Origin of the sequence: Aeromonas sp. SER, assembly GCF_038739615.1 — a bacterium.
Classification (GTDB): Bacteria; Pseudomonadota; Gammaproteobacteria; order Enterobacterales; family Aeromonadaceae; genus Aeromonas; species Aeromonas jandaei.
On sequence record NZ_JBCGFC010000006.1, the window covers coordinates 44,579 to 61,462 of the forward strand.

General features: G+C 51.8%; 17 protein-coding genes. 6 read left to right on the forward strand and 11 right to left on the reverse strand.

What is annotated here, in order from left to right:
• Nucleotides 1-33 precede the first annotated feature (33 nt).
• Both AAHA41_RS10740 and argH read left to right on the forward strand, forming a co-directional pair.
• The gene (locus tag AAHA41_RS10740) at nt 34-1,269 is read left to right on the forward strand and encodes an argininosuccinate synthase (RefSeq protein WP_033115910.1); all 1,236 of its coding nucleotides are present in this window, start codon (nt 34-36) and stop codon (nt 1,267-1,269) included.
• 208 nt (nt 1,270-1,477) lie between these two features.
• On the forward strand, nt 1,478-2,863 hold the full coding sequence (gene argH, locus AAHA41_RS10745; RefSeq protein WP_323070510.1) for an argininosuccinate lyase: 1,386 nt from the start codon (nt 1,478-1,480) through the stop codon (nt 2,861-2,863).
• A gap of 146 nt (nt 2,864-3,009) precedes the next feature.
• On the opposite strand, the gene AAHA41_RS10750 is transcribed toward argH, so the two are convergent.
• Together AAHA41_RS10750 and AAHA41_RS10755 are read right to left on the reverse strand one after the other, a co-directional pair.
• On the reverse strand, nt 3,010-3,606 hold the full coding sequence (locus tag AAHA41_RS10750) for a GNAT family N-acetyltransferase (RefSeq protein ID WP_323070511.1): 597 nt from the start codon (nt 3,604-3,606) through the stop codon (nt 3,010-3,012).
• On the reverse strand, nt 3,593-4,048 hold the full coding sequence (locus AAHA41_RS10755) for a hypothetical protein (RefSeq protein WP_323070512.1): 456 nt from the start codon (nt 4,046-4,048) through the stop codon (nt 3,593-3,595). The genes AAHA41_RS10750 and AAHA41_RS10755 overlap by 14 nt, the downstream gene beginning before the upstream one ends.
• Before the next feature lie 443 nt (nt 4,049-4,491).
• Here AAHA41_RS10755 and AAHA41_RS10760 point away from each other — a divergent pair, with 443 nt between their 5' ends.
• On the forward strand, nt 4,492-5,184 hold the full coding sequence (locus AAHA41_RS10760) for a B3/4 domain-containing protein (RefSeq protein ID WP_323070513.1): 693 nt from the start codon (nt 4,492-4,494) through the stop codon (nt 5,182-5,184).
• A gap of 63 nt (nt 5,185-5,247) precedes the next feature.
• Here AAHA41_RS10760 and AAHA41_RS10765 read toward each other — a convergent pair whose 3' ends face one another.
• The gene (locus AAHA41_RS10765; protein ID WP_033115906.1) at nt 5,248-6,420 is read right to left on the reverse strand and encodes a nucleoside recognition domain-containing protein; all 1,173 of its coding nucleotides are present in this window, start codon (nt 6,418-6,420) and stop codon (nt 5,248-5,250) included.
• A gap of 286 nt (nt 6,421-6,706) precedes the next feature.
• A complete protein-coding gene (locus AAHA41_RS10770) occupies nt 6,707-7,627 on the reverse strand; it encodes a WYL domain-containing protein (RefSeq protein WP_263085297.1) in 921 nt (306 codons plus the stop codon).
• A 586-nt stretch (nt 7,628-8,213) separates the two neighbouring features.
• On the opposite strand from AAHA41_RS10770, the gene AAHA41_RS10775 reads away from it, so the two are divergent.
• Together AAHA41_RS10775 and AAHA41_RS10780 are read left to right on the forward strand one after the other, a co-directional pair.
• Nucleotides 8,214-8,993: a hypothetical protein gene (locus AAHA41_RS10775; RefSeq protein ID WP_164465073.1), complete on the forward strand. Its 780-nt coding sequence runs from the start codon at nt 8,214-8,216 to the stop codon at nt 8,991-8,993.
• A gap of 98 nt (nt 8,994-9,091) precedes the next feature.
• Nucleotides 9,092-9,448 (forward strand): hypothetical protein, encoded by a 357-nt coding sequence (locus tag AAHA41_RS10780; RefSeq protein ID WP_257725912.1) that lies wholly within the window; start codon nt 9,092-9,094, stop codon nt 9,446-9,448.
• A 43-nt stretch (nt 9,449-9,491) separates the two neighbouring features.
• Here AAHA41_RS10780 and AAHA41_RS10785 read toward each other — a convergent pair whose 3' ends face one another.
• From AAHA41_RS10785 to AAHA41_RS10795, 3 genes are all read right to left on the reverse strand, one after another.
• A complete protein-coding gene (locus AAHA41_RS10785; RefSeq protein ID WP_323071421.1) occupies nt 9,492-9,878 on the reverse strand; it encodes a hypothetical protein in 387 nt (128 codons plus the stop codon).
• Complete coding sequence (locus tag AAHA41_RS10790; protein WP_323071419.1) at nt 9,871-12,549, reverse strand: hypothetical protein; 2,679 nt, start codon at nt 12,547-12,549, stop codon at nt 9,871-9,873. Before AAHA41_RS10790 ends, AAHA41_RS10785 begins: the two co-directional genes overlap by 8 nt.
• Nucleotides 12,550-12,626: 77 nt before the next feature.
• Nucleotides 12,627-12,824, reverse strand: coding sequence for a hypothetical protein (locus AAHA41_RS10795; protein WP_263085293.1), 198 nt, complete (start codon nt 12,822-12,824; stop codon nt 12,627-12,629).
• Nucleotides 12,825-13,070: 246 nt separating this feature from the next.
• Between AAHA41_RS10795 and AAHA41_RS10800 the strand changes: the two genes are divergently transcribed.
• Nucleotides 13,071-13,799: a hypothetical protein gene (locus AAHA41_RS10800; protein WP_263085291.1), complete on the forward strand. Its 729-nt coding sequence runs from the start codon at nt 13,071-13,073 to the stop codon at nt 13,797-13,799.
• 22 nt (nt 13,800-13,821) lie between these two features.
• On the opposite strand, the gene AAHA41_RS10805 is transcribed toward AAHA41_RS10800, so the two are convergent.
• The 4 genes from AAHA41_RS10805 to AAHA41_RS10820 all read right to left on the reverse strand — a co-directional run bounded on the left by AAHA41_RS10805 (nt 13,822) and on the right by AAHA41_RS10820 (nt 16,789).
• Nucleotides 13,822-14,157, reverse strand: a complete 336-nt coding sequence (locus AAHA41_RS10805; RefSeq protein WP_263085290.1) for a hypothetical protein — start codon at nt 14,155-14,157, stop codon at nt 13,822-13,824.
• 301 nt (nt 14,158-14,458) lie between these two features.
• On the reverse strand, nt 14,459-15,172 hold the full coding sequence (locus AAHA41_RS10810; protein WP_323071414.1) for a hypothetical protein: 714 nt from the start codon (nt 15,170-15,172) through the stop codon (nt 14,459-14,461).
• On the reverse strand, nt 15,172-15,816 hold the full coding sequence (locus AAHA41_RS10815; RefSeq protein WP_323071412.1) for a TM2 domain-containing protein: 645 nt from the start codon (nt 15,814-15,816) through the stop codon (nt 15,172-15,174). Before AAHA41_RS10815 ends, AAHA41_RS10810 begins: the two co-directional genes overlap by 1 nt.
• Nucleotides 15,817-15,907: 91 nt before the next feature.
• Nucleotides 15,908-16,789 carry a WYL domain-containing protein gene (locus AAHA41_RS10820; RefSeq protein ID WP_323071410.1) on the reverse strand — a complete coding sequence of 294 codons (882 nt, stop codon included), beginning with the start codon at nt 16,787-16,789 and terminating at the stop codon, nt 15,908-15,910.
• Nucleotides 16,790-16,884 lie beyond the last annotated feature (95 nt).

Consider the following 16,884-nt stretch of genomic DNA (forward strand, 5'->3'; position numbering starts at 1 on the left):
ACCCTTTATCGAATCATCATGGAGAGAAGTAAAATGAGCGGAATCAACAAGATCGTACTGGCTTACTCGGGTGGACTGGATACCTCGGCCATCATTCCCTGGCTCAAAGAGCACTATGATGCCGAAATCATCGCCTTCGTGGCCGACGTCGGTCAGGAGCGCGACGATCTGGAAGGGATCGAGCAAAAAGCCATCGCCTCCGGCGCTACCAAGTGCATCATCAAGGATCTGCGCGAAGAGTTCGTCAAAGAGTACGTCTATCCGACCCTGAAGACCGGCGCCGTCTATGAAGGCACCTATCTGCTGGGCACCTCCATGGCCCGTCCGGTGATCGCCAAGGCGATGGTCGAGGCCGCACTGGCGGAAGGGGCCGATGCCATCTCCCACGGTTGCACCGGCAAGGGTAACGATCAGGTGCGTTTCGAAGGTGCGGTTGCCGCGCTGGCGCCCCAGCTGAAAGTGATCGCCCCGTGGCGGATCTGGGACATGCGCTCCCGGGAAGATCTGCTCTCCTATCTGGAGACCCGCAACATCCCCTGCAAGGCGACCCTGAAGAAGATCTACAGCCGCGATGCCAACGCCTGGCACATCTCCACCGAGGGTGGCGAGCTGGAGAGCACCTGGAACGAGCCCTCCGAAGCGGTCTGGCAGTGGACCGTACCGGCCGAGCAGGCACCGGACCAGCCGGAGTACGTCAAGCTGACCGTGGCGCAGGGTGAAGTGGTGGCCGTTGACGACCAGCCGCTCAGCCCGCACCAGATCCTGATGACCCTGAACGAGCGTGCCGGCAAGCACGGCGTGGGCCGCATCGACATCACCGAAAACCGGATGGTGGGCATGAAGTCCCGCGGCTGCTACGAAACCCCGGGCGGTACCGTGATGGTCGCCGCGCTGCGCGCCGTGGAAGAGCTGGTACTGGATCGCCCGACCCGCGCCTGGCGGGAGAAGCTGGGTGCCGAGTTCTCCCATCTGGTCTATGACGGTCGCTGGTTCACCCCGCTGTGCAAGGCGATCCTCGCCTCTGCCAACGCCATCGCCGAAGATCTGGACGGTGAAGTGGTGCTGAAGATGTACAAGGGTCAGGTCACCGCGGTGCAGAAGAAGTCGCCGAACAGCCTCTACTCCGAAGACTTCGCCACTTTCGGGGCCGATGAAGTGTATGACCAGAGCCATGCCGAAGGCTTTATCCGTCTCTACACCCTGGCCAGCCGGATCCGCGCCATGAAGGAGCAACATCAGGCTATCGGTGGCGACCACACCCACGGTTAAGCAAGCGCGATAACCCGTTGATTCCATTGAGGGGGCATGGCCCCCTCTTCTATAGGCCGATGATGGCCCCTTAGCCATCATCGGCAGGTGTGACAAGAGCGGCAGCGCCCCGGCCGCTTCTGTGAGATAACAGGCTCGCAGAAAAACAGGGCACGATTTCAAGCTCGGTGGCCAGGGCGCCGCCGACAACGCATTCAAGGAGAGCAGTATGGCACTTTGGGGTGGACGCTTCAGTCAGGGAGCCGATAGCCGGTTCAAGCAGTTCAACGATTCGTTGCGGTTCGATTACCGCTTGGCGGAGCAGGATATTCAGGGCTCCATGGCCTGGGCCAAAGCGCTGGTGAAAGTGGGCGTCTTGACCGCCGATGAGCAGGGCAAACTGCAACAGGCGATGGAGGTGCTGCTCGCCTCGGTGCAGCAGGATCCTCAGCAGATCCTGAGCTCGGACGCCGAAGATATCCACTCCTGGGTCGAGAGCCAGCTCATCGCCGCCGTCGGCGATCTTGGCAAGAAGCTGCACACCGGCCGCTCGCGCAACGATCAGGTCGCCACCGACCTGAAACTCTGGTGCAAGGCACAGGGCGAGCTGCTGCTCGGCTCCATCACAGCTCTGCAGCAAGGGCTCGTCGCCTCCGCCCGTGCCAATCAGGCTGCCGTGCTGCCGGGTTACACCCACCTGCAGCGGGCCCAGCCGGTCACCTATGCCCACTGGGCGCTGGCCTATGTGGAGATGCTGGAGCGGGATTACTCCCGGCTGCAGGATGCCCTCAAGCGCCTCGACACCAGCCCACTCGGCTGCGGCGCGCTGGCGGGCACTGCCTATGCCATCGACCGCGAAGCCTTGGCGCTCGACATGGGCTTTACCGGTGCCACCCGCAACAGTCTGGATTCGGTCTCCGATCGGGATCACGTGGTGGAGCTGATGCACGTAGCGTCCCTCTCCATGACCCACCTGTCGCGCTTTGCCGAAGACCTTATCTTCTACAACACCGGCGAGGCGGGCTTTGTCGAGCTCTCCGATGCGGTCACTTCCGGCTCGTCGCTGATGCCGCAGAAGAAAAACCCCGATGCGCTGGAGCTTATTCGCGGCAAGACTGGTCGTGTAGTCGGCGCCCAGATGGGCATGCTGATGAGCCTCAAGGCGCTGCCGCTGGCCTACAACAAGGACATGCAGGAAGACAAGGAGGGGCTATTCGATGCCCTCGATACCTGGCACGACTGCCTCGATATGACGGCGCTGGTGCTGATCGACCTGAAAGTGAATGGCGAGCGCACCATGGCGGCGGCGCAAGGCGGCTACGCCAACGCCACCGAGCTGGCGGACTATCTGGTGGCCAAGGGGATCCCGTTCCGTGAAGCGCACCATATCGTCGGCGAAACCGTGGTCTTTGCCATCAGCGTGGGCCGCCCGCTGGAGGAGCTCTCCATCGGCGAGTTCCAGCGCTTCAGCCCGGTGATCGAGTTCGACGTCTACCCCAATCTGGAACTGGAAGCGACCCTGGCCAAGCGGGTTGCCAAAGGCGGTGTCGCCCGCGAGCAGATAGAAGCGGCCCTTACCGCCGCAGAGCAGTGGCTGGCCAAACGGGTGGGTTAAGCCACGATGATCGTTACCTGACATTGAACAAAAATGGCAACCAATGGTTGCCATTTTTATGGTAAATAACGAATTCAATTCAGGATAAGTAATGGAGAAATTAGATTGAACAACAGATTTCGCTGATGCTTTTCAGTTTCACCAAACTAGCCTGTTGGTAATAATTTTTTCCGCATCAATGCATTTTGCAATGTCACACCACGACGAACAGGATATCTCCGCTCTTCCACCTGAAAACCATGATATGAAAAAAAAGGCTCAGCGGTTTTGCTTACATCAGCCGTTAATTCGAAAATACCTTGCTCCTTGGCGCTTTCATGGATACGCGTCATCAACTTGGTTCCCACCCCCTGTCTAGCGTAATGTCCAGCCACAAAGAAATGATCAATATAACCATTTGGCTGAATATCTGCATACCCGGCAATGTCACCATCAATTTCGGCTACAAAAGGCTTCAAAGCTCTTATGTGGTCAGCCCACAGTTCTGGAGATATATCATCAGGAGCCCACGCTTGAATCTGTTCAGCGGTATAGTCGCATGAGGCTATATCGTGCACTGCCGACAAGAAAACGCTAAATAATCGAGTTTCATCACCGACTTTATATTTCCTTATCTCTACACAGCTTCGGTTAACAGTCATATCAGCGCACCTGCTCAGCATTACTACATTTGGTTTGATAACTAAAACTCCCGCTGGAATTATCGCATTTTTAATAGCTGTTTTTAACTCACGCGCTGGCATTTAGCAGCTTGCCAACCCCATCTCCCTTGCCATTGGGCAGGGTCTGTTTAAAGGCGCCGAGCAACCGATCGAGATTGAGATCGCTGGCACCAAGGGTGCCCTTGAGGGTATCGAGTTCACTTTGCAGGGCATCGAGGCGTGTACTCTGGGTACCGCTCGCCAGCTGGTTGCGGGCACTGTCGATGGCAGCCGGGAGGGATTGGCCACTATTCTCCTGCCCCAGGGTCTGCATCAGCCCCCCCATAAAGTGGTTGATGGCCGAGCGGTTCTGTTCGCTGTCGGCATCCCTGATACCGAGCCGCTGGAACAGGCTCTGGACGGTCGGGGCAAGGTGCTCCTCCTGTACGGCAGGCTGCACGGGCTGGGGTTTGCTACTGCTGCCAAGCAGCTGGCTGCCCAGCTTGAGGGCGATCGAGGCAAGGGGAAGCAGGCAGCTGATCATGATATCTCTCCGCGACAACGACCCTTGATGGTGTTGCCTAGATGAGTGCATAAGCGGGGCCAGAATTTAGTGAACAGCGCAGGGCGAAACCAACTCATTGAGTCACCGAGTGATTTGAATCGCCGCCTTGTGTTCTGGCATTGCAACTGGGGTCATCACAAGAGGGCCGGGCGGCCAGCGGCTGCCGCTGCAGATCGAAGCGGCAAAGAGGCATTGCCGCAGCAAACCGGAGGCGGCAGGGCTCCTCTTCGCTATATGCCGGTACATGCCCGCCATCCCCTCGATCACATCATTTTTCATTCATGAAACTTATAGCTATTAAGATCATGTAAATTTTCTTATCTGACATGTTCGCGCAAGATGGCTCTCAAACCGGATTTGCCGTCACCGCTATGCTGGCCGGCAGCCGCCTTCTCCCTGCCTTTTTCGTTTATGGAGTCGCTATGTCCCTGATCACCCCCCATATCTCCCCCGAAGTCAGCCAGTTGGCTCCCGGCTTTCGCGCTTTGAGCATCACGGTGCAGGCCGCCGCCGTGGTCGACCCGAACGTGGGCGCACGCGCCCTTGATGAGGCCTGCACCGCCATGCTGACCGCCGATGTACCGTGGGCAGAGGCGCATCTCGCAGCCTGGGGCGATCTGTTCAGAAAGTTCGGCGCCAAGCCACAGCGGACTCCCTGTTCCGCCGAGGCCCTGAGAAAACGGGTCGCCCGCGATGGCAACCTGCCGGCCATCGATCCCGTGGTCGATCTCTACAACGCCATCAGCATCCGCTACGCCATTCCGGTGGGGGGCGAAAACCTGCTCGCCTATGAGGGGCTGCCGCGACTGGTGGTGGCCGATGGCAGCGAGCTGTTCGATACCATGAAGGGAGGCGAGCCGACCCACGAAGCGGTGGAGCCCGGCGAGGTGGTCTGGCGGGATGACAAGGGGGTCACCTGTCGGCGCTGGAACTGGCGGCAGGGTGTACGCACCAGATTGAGTATCGATTCGGGCCAGATGTGGTTCATTCTGGAGAGCCTGCCCGAGATGCCGCTGGCTGCGCTGCATGAGGCGGGGAAAAAACTGATTGCCGGGCTGCGGGAGATGATGCCGGAAGCGGTGATCACGCAGAGCCTGATCGGCCATAACGAATAGGCGATTTTCGTCAGCAGGATACAGAGAGGGGCACCGCAGCGCCCCTCTCTTTTTTCACTCTGCTCAGCCCAGCAGCATATAAAGCTGGTGCGCTGCCACCCCGGCGCACAGACCACCGACCGTGTGGGCGACAATGGCACGGGAGGTGAGATGACGATAGCCGAGGGCATCGAGCATGGCGGTGTGGGTGCTCAAAAAGCCGCTCCAGCACATCCCCATGGCGGTAAACACTGCCACCTCGTTGCCGGTGATCCACCCCTTGGCAATAAATGGAGGCACCAGCGACATGGCGGCACCGACCGCACCGAGCGAGGTAGCCGGGAAAGCGACCAGCTCCGGCTGCTGGAAGCCAAACAGCAGGTCAAACAGCCAGCTTACCTTGGCAGCCAGCACCGGCAGCAGGGCAACCCCCTGAAATGCTTCGCCGGTATAGCCCTTCTCCCCCGGACCGAAGGTGAGCAGCATGACGAAGGTACTGATGATGAGCACGCCCGGGATCACCGCCATCCCCAGCTCCACACCGGATTTGCCGCCATCGAGCAATGAGTTGAGGATCCGCAGCCAGCCCGGCGCAGCCTCCTTGCTGACCCCGACCTTGTGCCCCTTGGCATCAGTCGGCTCATCGTCCAGCACCTCACCCACCAGCGGGCGGATCATCCGCTGCATCAGTCGGGTAGATACCACCGAGCCAACCAGAGCGCCGAGCAGACCGATCAGCGCCGCGCTGGCGGTGGACTCCCCGCCCGGTAGCTGCAGGGTGGCCATAAAGGTCACCACGATCAGGCCCATACCGAAGGCGGTACCGAAGTTGGTCAGAGACACCAGTTGCCAGGGGGTGAAGCCCTTGCGAAAGCGGCTGTCCTTAGCAAGGCTGATCACCGCCGGGTTATCGGAGAAGAAGGTCATCAGCGCCGCCAGCGCGGTGCGCCCCGGCAAGCGGAACACCGGCTTCATCAGGGGTGCCAGCAGCACCTCCAGCAGCCGGATCACCCCGAATTCGCTCAACAGCTGGCTGAGAGCGCCGGAAAGTACGGTGATCCCCATGATGAAGAGCACGGTATTGAGCAGCAGCTGGTGGGCGGTATTGAACAGGGTGTTGACCATGGCGGAGAGGCCCATCTGGCTGCCGAGGTAGCCAAACAGGCTGCCCAGGATCAGCAGCACCAGCACGGGCTCAAGCCACTCGCGGATGGTGGCCAGTCGCCCCTTTGAGTCTATAACTACTTGATTTTCCATATCTATCCTGCCGTCATTCTGTGCGTGTGTGATTGTTGTTATGGTAAAAAAGCGGTATTGAACCAAAGAAAAAAAGCCCTTGTCTTGCGACAAGGGCTTTTCGGTTTGGCTCCTCCTGCTGGGCTCGAACCAGCGACCTGCGGATTAACAGTCCATGTACCGCTTCAAATCAGCCCAAGGCATCCAATCTGGTTGCTCACTTCAACTGAAACTAAGCTCACTTATTATTATGTATACCTATTTATTACCAGATTTAATATACCTTCCTGTTTACAAGAGTATTAAGTCATGAGCCAAACTTAATAGATTTCATCAATTCATCCCCCAAACCCATCTGTTTTAATGCAGTTAAATTCGAAAGTTTGAAATAAAATATATTTTTATCACCATTCTCTACATCAATACGCCAATTAACCCTAGCGAAATATATTAGCGCGGCCCTACAGATAACTATCTTACGCCCATGCTCCAATCCAAACTCTCTTGTAAGCTGCTGAACGTTTTCAGGATCCGCCACAATCAACTCAAGTGGAACCAATGTATGCCATTGAGTATCTTTTTCCAGATACCCGCCGACCTTTGGAAACTGAAGGTCAGAGCCTAACGCACACGGTGTGCTTTTTATTCTTGAGAGTTTGAAGTTTTTAAACCTAGCTGCACCTTGGTCAAAAGCTCGCACATACCAACTCTGTCTATCCACAAACAACGCAATAGGAAATAACACCCGTTTATCCGTGTTAGCACTATTATGAGATTCGTACTCACATTCGACCCCATACTGCCCTTTCATTGCTCTAGTAACAGCAGCAACCTGCTCATCGTTAAGGGCTCCAGGCGCCAAACGGGGGTCAATGGTCTCAACTGGTAGACTTGGTACCCCAGGCTCTAACCTGCTCCTACAAAACCCATTCTTTATAAAATCAAGAGCCGTATGAGCATCAATATTAACCAATGGTACATATGTTTCAGGAGTTATGATCGTTCGCTTCGTTGCGTGATCTAAGCGAGAGTTTGCAGGCCTCAACTCTCTGTAAAGTCGCATGTCATTTGAAGCCGCAGCCTGACCAATGCTGAATTCCTCGATGATATCCTGACGTGAAACCTCACCTAAGTACATGATTTTATAATCAATAAATGCAAGTCGCTCAGCCTGTGACAAAGAGCGGTCTTCCACAAGGGAACGAAAGGAACTCACATTTGATGTCATTTCAACCTCCACATGGATACACAAAATGTATTGTGTTGATCTCCATTTTGTTCTGTGATAGTCTCGTATGTGTATGGTATGGCAATATCATTAAAAAGCCAAGTGCACAGGAAGGTAAAGAAGGGGGAAAGTGATACAGCACAGGTAAGTCAGAACGACACAAATGTGATTGAGCCCTGTTTGACGGGGTAAAAAAAAATAGCCGCATCGCGCCAACGATAACGGCTATTTAGCAGGGCAGTTACACACCCACGTAAGAAGCAATAGGTGTGTAGGGATTCATATTGGAGGTCTCCCCCCAGGGTATAACTTGTTGTTCACACGCAATTTTGTACTCTTCGTGCCTTGATGTCCAGAGATTCCTCCCTAACAAATCCAACTAAATGGAGGGGGTCAGCTATGAACAACGATAAATCGGTTCATGTTTGTGCCTATGTACGTCGTCGTCAGGGTCGCTTGGAGTACGTCTGTTCACATTGGCGATCATTGCCTCATTGAGGTTAGGCGTATAACTGAGGAGCATTGATGATGGACCATTTATCATCAATGCTCATTTGGAAAACACTTTATTTAACAGTGAGTAAATATGGACGTTCTAATTAGTGCCTTCAACGACCCTATATTCCAAAGCATGGTCATAGGCCCCATAATGGGGATTGTATTTGGAGCTATTTTTTCAGGTCTAACTGAAAAACCCCAAAGCACAACCCCCGTAACAGTCGTGCAGACTAAAAACATTTACGTAACCCACGTAAAGTCAAGTTCCACCAATACCCAATCTGATGAAGGATTAGGGATGCTATTCCTATTGGGATTTGGTTTTATAGTTTGGAAATACGCAATATATGTAAATCAGATTCATTATTACATGTCCTTCGCATTGCTGTTCGCAATAACGTTTTCTATGACTTCTATACTAATGGCATTTTTGAAGGGGCAGATAACATCGAGGGATTGGATTTTTCATCTGATATCCCCATCTGTACTTCTTTGTGGATGTTTATATTTATTTAATCTAGCACATTCTAGTTTCGACCCGGAGATATCAAAGCTTGCCAGTGAATATTCGCTATGGAGTTTTTATTTCAAAGCATTAAGTGATTACGGACGCTACTTTGTTTTAATGCATGTTTTAGGTGTTGGCATTTTATTTGTTGTCGTACTATTTATATTCTTATCCCAATTACATATTATATCTTTAATGAACCAGAGATCTTATGGGATTATGCAGCCTCTTTGGTTGAAACTGACAGGGCTCACATATTCATTTTCAGGAAAAGGATGGCTCATATTTTCACTAGTACTGCTGGCAATATCGTATATATTAATAAATCCTAACTATGCAGCAACATGGTTATCAACATAGCCACTTAAAAGAAATTTTTATCACAGCGCATTACATATATATTAGTAGAGTGTGCTGTGCCCCCCCCCCTTCAAACCGTTCCACTATAAGGATAAAAAATGAAGATAACAGCATTAACATTACTCATCCTGCAAATAAACAGCCTGATTGACTCAGGTAAATATAACGACATTACAATCGATGAAGTACATCAAGCCATTGAATCAAAAAGGCTTTTGAGATTTATAAAAGAAAGATGTGGCTCTGATATAGATTTGAGCATTCATCTTGAAAGCACAGCCTATGGTGACTTTGAAAATTACTATGAAGAGAAAATATATCAAATTTATGGTGGTTATGCTGGAAGTGAACGACGTAAGTGGGGGGTGGAAAGACTAGGTCTATGCCTTGTCCTAGCTTGGACTAATGAGATAATTCAATGGGGAGATGACTTAGAACTCCCTAATCGCCATTAGTCACTGTAAATACGCCGCAGAACTCGCTGCGGCGTTTTGATAATTACCCCCAAGGAGGGGATTCGGGACCAAGGAGGTCTAGATCAAGATCTAGGATGTCATCAACCTCCACCATTAAATTCACAGGCTCTGGGGCTGCTGCTGTGGCCCAAGCATAAACAGGGGCCACATCATGAGGAGCATCGATCCCAAAGTGACCCGCGATCAAGTCAAACAACTGGTTGATGAAGACCCTCCGGCCCCACCCAGTCTTCCGCAAAACTAAAGACGATAACTCCATCCTGAACTGGGGCGCATTTGCTAAGCTAGGCACATGCTGCGTGATCAAGTCCGAAATCTCTCGCCGATTGTAGTTGGTCTTAACCTTCATAGCTTGATACATGGCCTGCGCTTCAAACAGGATCTGAGGACCGTATTGTTGTTCACCCATGGGTAACCCCCATCTCAGCCAAACGACGTTTAACCTCATCCACCCGCCCGGGCTTAAACAGTGGCTCAAGAGGGTATCTAGGGAGCTGACGTAGCAGCAGACCAAGCACCCGCAGCACCTCGCCAGTCACCGGTACAACATGCTCAAAGAGCTTGGCCCGCTTGCTGTTCTTGCAGGTGTCAACTGTCACGGGCAAGCCCACCGACGTCAGCAACGCCGAAATCTCGCTGTAGCTCATGGTATGGCCGTACCACGCTTTCTGCACCAATGAGCGGGTCAGAATGCGGGTAAAGATGCCCAGCGAGCCATCCGCGCAGACCCGCATCTTGGAACCCTGTAAAGCCAAGGCCGATTCGTAGTAGTCCTCCCAACTGGCCCAGTCAGCCATGGTCTTGAGGCAGTTACCTTGTAAACGCCAACCATCAAAGAGGGCGCGTGCGTGTTCGCATTGTTCGATGGTCTCCCAAGGCTCGCTGTCACAAGAGATATGCTCGACTCCAGCAACACCAGTCATCCGAGGGTTCACCAGTCGCCGCTTCCAGTCGAACTCTAAATTTAAGCGCCGTGTTTTTTGTAACATCACGAGGTCTGATTCAGTTCTCCACTGCTCAGACGTCGATATTAGGTGGCTTGCATCAGTACGTTGGTCGGGCTCGCGCTGAAGAAACAGGTCGAGCATATAGCTGTTATGTTCTGGCCGAGGCACTGGCGGCTTGACGCCTGCCTTTGCCAGTATTTCTGGGTACCCATCACACGCAACGGATGTAACTTGCCCACGAGTCTTCATCGCAATCAACTGCTGCACTCGGTGCTTCTCTACCAGCATCTCCGAAGAGTGGCAGAGGCTATGAAAGCGACTAGACACGGGCCCGTCTAATGGGATCTCGGAAAGGTCTGCCGTTGTAATAAATCCATCTGTGGTCACACTTATTAACCCGTAATGGTGCGAAATATTGTTCAGCAACTCCGCAAGAACTGCGCGAACAAAGCTAGTCACATAAGCAGCAAAATATGGATTGGTGATTGCTGACGCAGGAATAGCCTTACTCAACCCTGTTGGTATATCAAAGGTCGATTTATTTTTCAGACCCTGCCCAGTTTTACCATACAATGAGTTCCCGCATTCTTTCCATAGCTGTTCTTCAAAGCTCCCCTTCGGATACTTTGCTCGATTAGCCCTCACTTGCTCAGCAAAGGCACTGAATATACGAGGGCTGCCCTTCACCCATGGCACGATACAACCCTGAAGGATTTCTATATCACACCCCATATTCAGTGCAGCTTCAATCTCAGCAGCACCACAATAGCCGACCCCACGCAAAGGGAATATCAAGCCTGCACGTGAGCGAACAGGCAGGCAAGGGTAAGAAGTGCCAGCAGGAAAGCTAAAACGTACCCGCGCAAAACCCATCACATCACCACGGTAGGCATCGGGGTCCCTTTCAAGGCGTGCATTTTCATAATCAGGTACACGCAAACCAAGCAAGGCGGTTAAATAGGCACCGACAATATCTACATCATGGAAAACACAATACACTGTAGGCCCGAACATATACGTTTCATTTCGCCCCCCGGCATAGCAAAGACGAGCCAACTCCTCAAATATCAGGCGAGCAGCGGTAGCTTGGTTACGCTTAATTGTACGGGGTTTGCCTCGACGTTCATCCCAGATCTCCTCTGTGATTTCCTCAACCCCAATTGCGCTATTGAGGTCCAGGCCAAGCTTGTCCAAGCTCAGGATGAATATATTTACCGCAATTGAACCAATGGTCGCTGGCAAAGACTTCAAGCCCAACCCCTCAGCAAAACCCTGCATTTTCAGCCCATAAACCACTGCAATTTTGGCATCACGTAGAGCATAGTCACGAAACAAATCGGGCTGTTCCAGCATGAACCGCTTCATATCAGACTTACTATAGCCCTCAGGTAAGACTAATTTTGGTATACCGATCAGATCACCAACAATATCAAGCCCTGCACTACTTGGAGTCAAAGGCAAGGTGTCAACAAACTTCACCTTACATTCTATTTCTTTTCGGAACTTATCGCGTAGCTTCATCAATCCAGAGCCAGTTCGACGAGCACCAATATCATCAATATCTACAGCATAGGCTCCGTTCAAGGAACTAATGGTACGTCTTATTCCAGAGACCACTGTTTTATATTTGGCCCAAAAATCACTGAAATGGGTTATATCAGCGCGCAAGAAATGACCATAAATATATACAATGGCTGGATACTCTTCAATAACACCTTTCTGCTTCGCATTATGTAATATTTGACCAATAAACTGCTGAAAGCGAGGGCGATCCTTAGCTTTGTCACTTTTTATGTAAACAATGCCGTTCAATTCCTGGTCTCCAATTTTTAAGCAATACTGGCATGTCAGAAGAACATTCCGCCCGAGTATAGCATCGAAATAATATTCGACATCGATCCCTACATGACAACTCAAACCCTTGGCTTTCTCCACATCTTTTTTCAGCGTGCTATGGTCATCGACATCTTGCCGCTTTAAAAGATCTGCATAATCAAATACAGAGTCAGCACAGCTGACTTGGTTATTAGCCTCATCACATGCAGGTGCAACCATCCAATCAGAATAATTGGCCGTGGCCTCTTGGGATTCTGAAGAGTGCGTTTGCTCAGCGCAAAATTTGATGTTTTCCATAAAAACTCCAATTTTTGGGGTGAAAAAAAAAGCTCCCCCATCTAGATATAGAGGAGCTTGAATTGGTTGAGCGAAATTTATGCGATGAGCTTTGCCACGATATCATCCCGGATGGCTCGGGCTTTCACATTGTCCTCTTCACTGTACCAGAACAGTTTTTCCCCTTTGGTATTGAGCATCATCACGCCATGGTCAGGGTAATGGGTACAGGAGCCGATCAGGCTGATGAGCAGTGCGTCTCCACTTGGAAGCGTGATGAAGTTAGATTTCGCCATGAGAATTCCCTCTTAGAAAGTGATTGTTCCTCCCGCCTTTGTAGCCAGCGGGAGAGGTGTCACGGTCCACTGCTGAACCGCCAGGGCATATTCCGCAATTAGACCAACTCCGTAAACCATTGAATTAAGTGGACAAAAAACAAAATCATTAACTCCGGCGGCTATGTATTTTCAGAAACTCGTCGCTACCCCAGTGTTTTCGCTGATAGAGTAAAAACAAGCTTTCCTAGATAATGCCGTATAGATATGAACAAATTTTCATCAAAATTACCTGTTACACGTCAAGAGGCCCTGATCGAAGCCTTTTCAGAGGGGGAGACCATATGTAAGGCTGCAAAAAAAGCAGGTGTAAATAAAAACACCGCCCATTTGTACTTCTCAAAGCTTCGAGAAATCATCCGGATCGAATGCAATAAAAATCACCCAGAGCATATGAACTGTTATTTCATAGGGAAATATTTTTATCACAATGGCAGGAATGGGTTCATAAAACCTGAATTCAATAACAGCAAGCCAGAGATTGGAATAAAAATCATCAAGGGGTATGCCGTAGCCTTTCCCATTGTCTTTGGTCCAGAGAATAATAAAATAGATAAAATTGATGCAATAATTTACAGGGTGAATGGCGAGACAATTAACCTAGTGAAGAACAAAGCAGCCAAAAGATATCAAGTAACTCTATCATCGAATGTTGCGGAAGATTCATTGAAGGGTGATGAAATAAGACGACTCTACAAAATAACCAACGAAAGGCTATCTAAAAGCAATGGAATTTTAGACAACGCTTTACGTGGATATATTAAAGAGTGCGAATGGCGAGCAAATACACCATCAAGCCTTTGGACGTACGAATTAAAAAGGATTGCAAAAAAATACATTTCCGAAGAGATAAACCTAGGCGAGAAACCGAGGCAGAGCCTAGGGGATGACTTGGCTCTGGTCAGAGCCATTAATCGGTCACCAATGTTCAAATGACGGGGGATGGTACAGGCTCATGTCAGGGGTTGAGTGTGCAGTCTCGGAAATGGTAACGAATACGACATAAGAAACAAACAAAGATCGCCACCATCAAGCCATTAGAGACCAATCTGATTGACATGTAACCCTGCAATGAAGCCGAGCCCCACAGAGCAATTCCGATATCCTGCGCATTACTCAAACACAGGGAAGCCGCGCCTGGTAATAACTGCTGCCATGGAGTAGCAAACACGTGTGGGATGGTGCAGATCCACCGCACCATCCCGCTTATGAGCAACGGATGGAGCTTGATGCTCGCGCTGGCTACATGCTCCAACTCGATGACGACATGGGCAACTACGTAGAGTTCAATCACTGCTCACTCAATAGGCAGTAATGGACATCATGGCAGGGGTTAGAGAGCTCTCCTCTATGTGGTGTGAGTGGTGCGCTCTCTAACCCCACATATCCCTATCACCCCTCGACGCTAATTGATTGATAAAAAGACATTTTTTAGTATGGAATTTTGCACATATGCCTTCATTCGCGCATCTATTATGGCTCGGTTCTGGCCTCTTGAGCCCTCTGTCATCCCGCGCACATGCCCCTGTTCATTCCACCTCAACTGCAGCCCTGACGCTTGAAAAGTAAGGCGGGATAGCTCCCGCCTGATCTTCTTACTGAGCGACATACAGCTCGACGCTGCACCTTGTATCTCTTGGCTCTCCCAGCTCCTTCTGGCAGGTCTTGCTCCGTCCCTTCTCGTCGAGCTCGAAAATCCGCTTGGCCTCTACGCGATAGATCCCGTACTGCGACTTCAGTGGGTTAGTGAATGGCCCTTCGAAATCAATGCTGCATTCCGAGCCGCAACTCTCAACAACGGTATGGCCGTTACTCTGGATCGTGATGAACTTGGTGGTACCACTGCCGCCTGAGAAGTTGAAACGCCGTTTGCCTACAAATGGTAAATCAGCGCGGGCTTGAGCCGACTCCTGAAGCCCTGTGGGCTGCTGGCTCAGTGCTGCCTCACACATCTTGCTCAGCAGGGCATCGATCATGATCTCAGGCTGTGGCTGGCCGTTTATCTCCAGAGCCTCCACGCTGAATGCCTCACCTTGAACCCACATCTGAAGCATGCCCCTTACAGGCCGTTCCATGTAGGTAAAGGTGCCGCTCACGTTGACCAGCTTGCGGCCATCGGCGGCTTTACCTGCTGACCAATCGGGATCTTTGAAGAAGCTATCGGCCTGCTGCTCCAAGGTCACGCCTGGGCAGCTATCCAGTTCGCCTCCTTTCACGGTCAGCTCGTCCCATTTGCTGAGCAGTCCAGCTTGAGCAGCAGGAACCATCAGCAGTGAAATGCTGGCCGCCAGAGCGAGCTTCTTTATCATTACCATACCCATTGGAATGCCCTCACTGCTTGATAGTTGTAGCGTTTATCGAACTCTTCTTGGGTCAGGCAGAGCACACGGATGAACTCAATGACCGACAGTAAAACGGGGATCCCAGTTGTGCAGGCAGCCAAATAGATCAGACCCCAGCCCCAATTACCTGTGTAGAACTTATGTAGGCCCAGACCGCCACCAAAGAACATCAAGATGGCCATCAAGACCTTCCGCTTGCCCCGATGGTGAACTGTGCTTCCCACTGGTGCTGATTGGACTGGTGCTTGTGTCGGTGAAGGTTCACGAATAGGCCATGCCGTCACATCGATTGGGTTGGGTATCACCGCAGCTATCGCTTTGGCTTTCTTCTTGGCCGTACCGAAGGTATCAATGGCATCAACGAAGGAACCGGTCAGCGATAGCTCAACAATTCCTTCTTCCGGTGAGCTGAAATGCACTGTGACCCGTTGGCCGAACGGGTTAACCCCGTACTTCCAGGATGCTTCCAACTCTCCTTTGGCCCTATCAGCTTTCTTGATGGTGCCACCCTCTGCTTGCAGGTGAGCGGCTACATGCTCGAAGACAGCTTCGTAATCGTCATGACTGCGTAGAACGAGGTCAGATAGCGCAGTTATCGTGGGAGATCCCATGGTTTTGCTCCTTGTTGGTTGAACTACAGATAGTGGTGATTTGCCCCGACAGGTGGTGTCGGGGTTTGAAATAAATGACGTGAAATTTGGCTTACATCCGACTGAGCAGGGTCTTGAGGTCACGCTTGACCAGAGCCTGGATCCCCGCAGGGCTGATCACTTCAAGGTGCGGCAGGTACGTTTTGATCACGGGTAGCAGCTGAGCACCATCGAATACCCTGCTTGCCAGCAAGATGCTGCCGTCCTCCAGCTCTCGGATCAGTGCCTGCTCGGGTAGGATGTTCCGAAGCTTGAATTCGTAGGCTATGGGTGCAGTTGCCTTGAGCACTACCTCGTGAGTGGGGATAGCCTCTTGCTCGATGAGGCGTTGAAGAAGTTGCTGCTGTGACTCGCTGATCGCTGTTGGTGTCTCTATCTGCTTGAGGCTGGCAATACTCGACAAAGGTTCGATAAATGGCGCATCTGCCATCACCCCCGCCAAGTACCAGCGGCCCCGCTTATTGACCAGACGATATGGCTCAATCTCTTGCTCTGCTGGCTCACCAACCCATGTCAGCCTGACGTTGAGCTGTTGGCTGATCGCTTTGGCGAGTGGTTTTAGCCATTGGTGATGACTGTCATCATCATCGAGTTGAAAGCCCGAGAGGACGAATACAGGTGTTGATGCTGGGTTGAGCCAGTGCTTGATCAGGGTATCGTGATCATCCGGGAACAGTGCTTTGGCCCCAACTTGCTCGCATAGCCGAAGGATGGCGAGAGTCGATGCTCTGCCAAAATAGGATGGGTCCAGCCAATAGGTCTGTCCCTCACGCTCCAGTGGTAGATAAGCCAGTCTGACATTCAGGTCTCGCTGGATAGTACGAGCCGATACGTTGAACTCGGTGGCCAATTCTGAGATCACCAGCCGCTGCCCGTTGTTGAGCTTGGTCAGGATCACGCCGAGGCGTTGGGCTAAGGTGTCGTGTTCTGCCATCCAAGGAAGCATCGTTGTCAAAGGTGTCCAAGTGTCGCTGAAGTGCCCGACAGGGCGTGTCGACTTGGATTTTCACGACAGAGGGTGATTTGGGT

Coding starts and splice junctions, on each gene's coding strand:
- argH (WP_323070510.1), top strand. CDS start 1,478: ATGGCACTTTGGGGTGGACGCTTCAGTCAGGGAGCCGATAGCCGGTTC.
- AAHA41_RS10775 (WP_164465073.1), top strand. CDS start 8,214: ATGGACGTTCTAATTAGTGCCTTCAACGACCCTATATTCCAAAGCATG.
- AAHA41_RS10795 (WP_263085293.1), bottom strand. CDS start 12,824: ATGGCGAAATCTAACTTCATCACGCTTCCAAGTGGAGACGCACTGCTC.
- AAHA41_RS10770 (WP_263085297.1), bottom strand. CDS start 7,627: ATGACATCAAATGTGAGTTCCTTTCGTTCCCTTGTGGAAGACCGCTCT.
- AAHA41_RS10810 (WP_323071414.1), bottom strand. CDS start 15,172: ATGATAAAGAAGCTCGCTCTGGCGGCCAGCATTTCACTGCTGATGGTT.
- AAHA41_RS10755 (WP_323070512.1), bottom strand. CDS start 4,048: ATGATCAGCTGCCTGCTTCCCCTTGCCTCGATCGCCCTCAAGCTGGGC.
- AAHA41_RS10815 (WP_323071412.1), bottom strand. CDS start 15,816: ATGGGATCTCCCACGATAACTGCGCTATCTGACCTCGTTCTACGCAGT.
- AAHA41_RS10780 (WP_257725912.1), top strand. CDS start 9,092: ATGAAGATAACAGCATTAACATTACTCATCCTGCAAATAAACAGCCTG.
- AAHA41_RS10750 (WP_323070511.1), bottom strand. CDS start 3,606: ATGCCAGCGCGTGAGTTAAAAACAGCTATTAAAAATGCGATAATTCCA.
- AAHA41_RS10785 (WP_323071421.1), bottom strand. CDS start 9,878: ATGGGTGAACAACAATACGGTCCTCAGATCCTGTTTGAAGCGCAGGCC.
- AAHA41_RS10790 (WP_323071419.1), bottom strand. CDS start 12,549: ATGGAAAACATCAAATTTTGCGCTGAGCAAACGCACTCTTCAGAATCC.
- AAHA41_RS10740 (WP_033115910.1), top strand. CDS start 34: ATGAGCGGAATCAACAAGATCGTACTGGCTTACTCGGGTGGACTGGAT.
- AAHA41_RS10820 (WP_323071410.1), bottom strand. CDS start 16,789: ATGGCAGAACACGACACCTTAGCCCAACGCCTCGGCGTGATCCTGACC.
- AAHA41_RS10760 (WP_323070513.1), top strand. CDS start 4,492: ATGTCCCTGATCACCCCCCATATCTCCCCCGAAGTCAGCCAGTTGGCT.
- AAHA41_RS10800 (WP_263085291.1), top strand. CDS start 13,071: ATGAACAAATTTTCATCAAAATTACCTGTTACACGTCAAGAGGCCCTG.
- AAHA41_RS10765 (WP_033115906.1), bottom strand. CDS start 6,420: ATGGAAAATCAAGTAGTTATAGACTCAAAGGGGCGACTGGCCACCATC.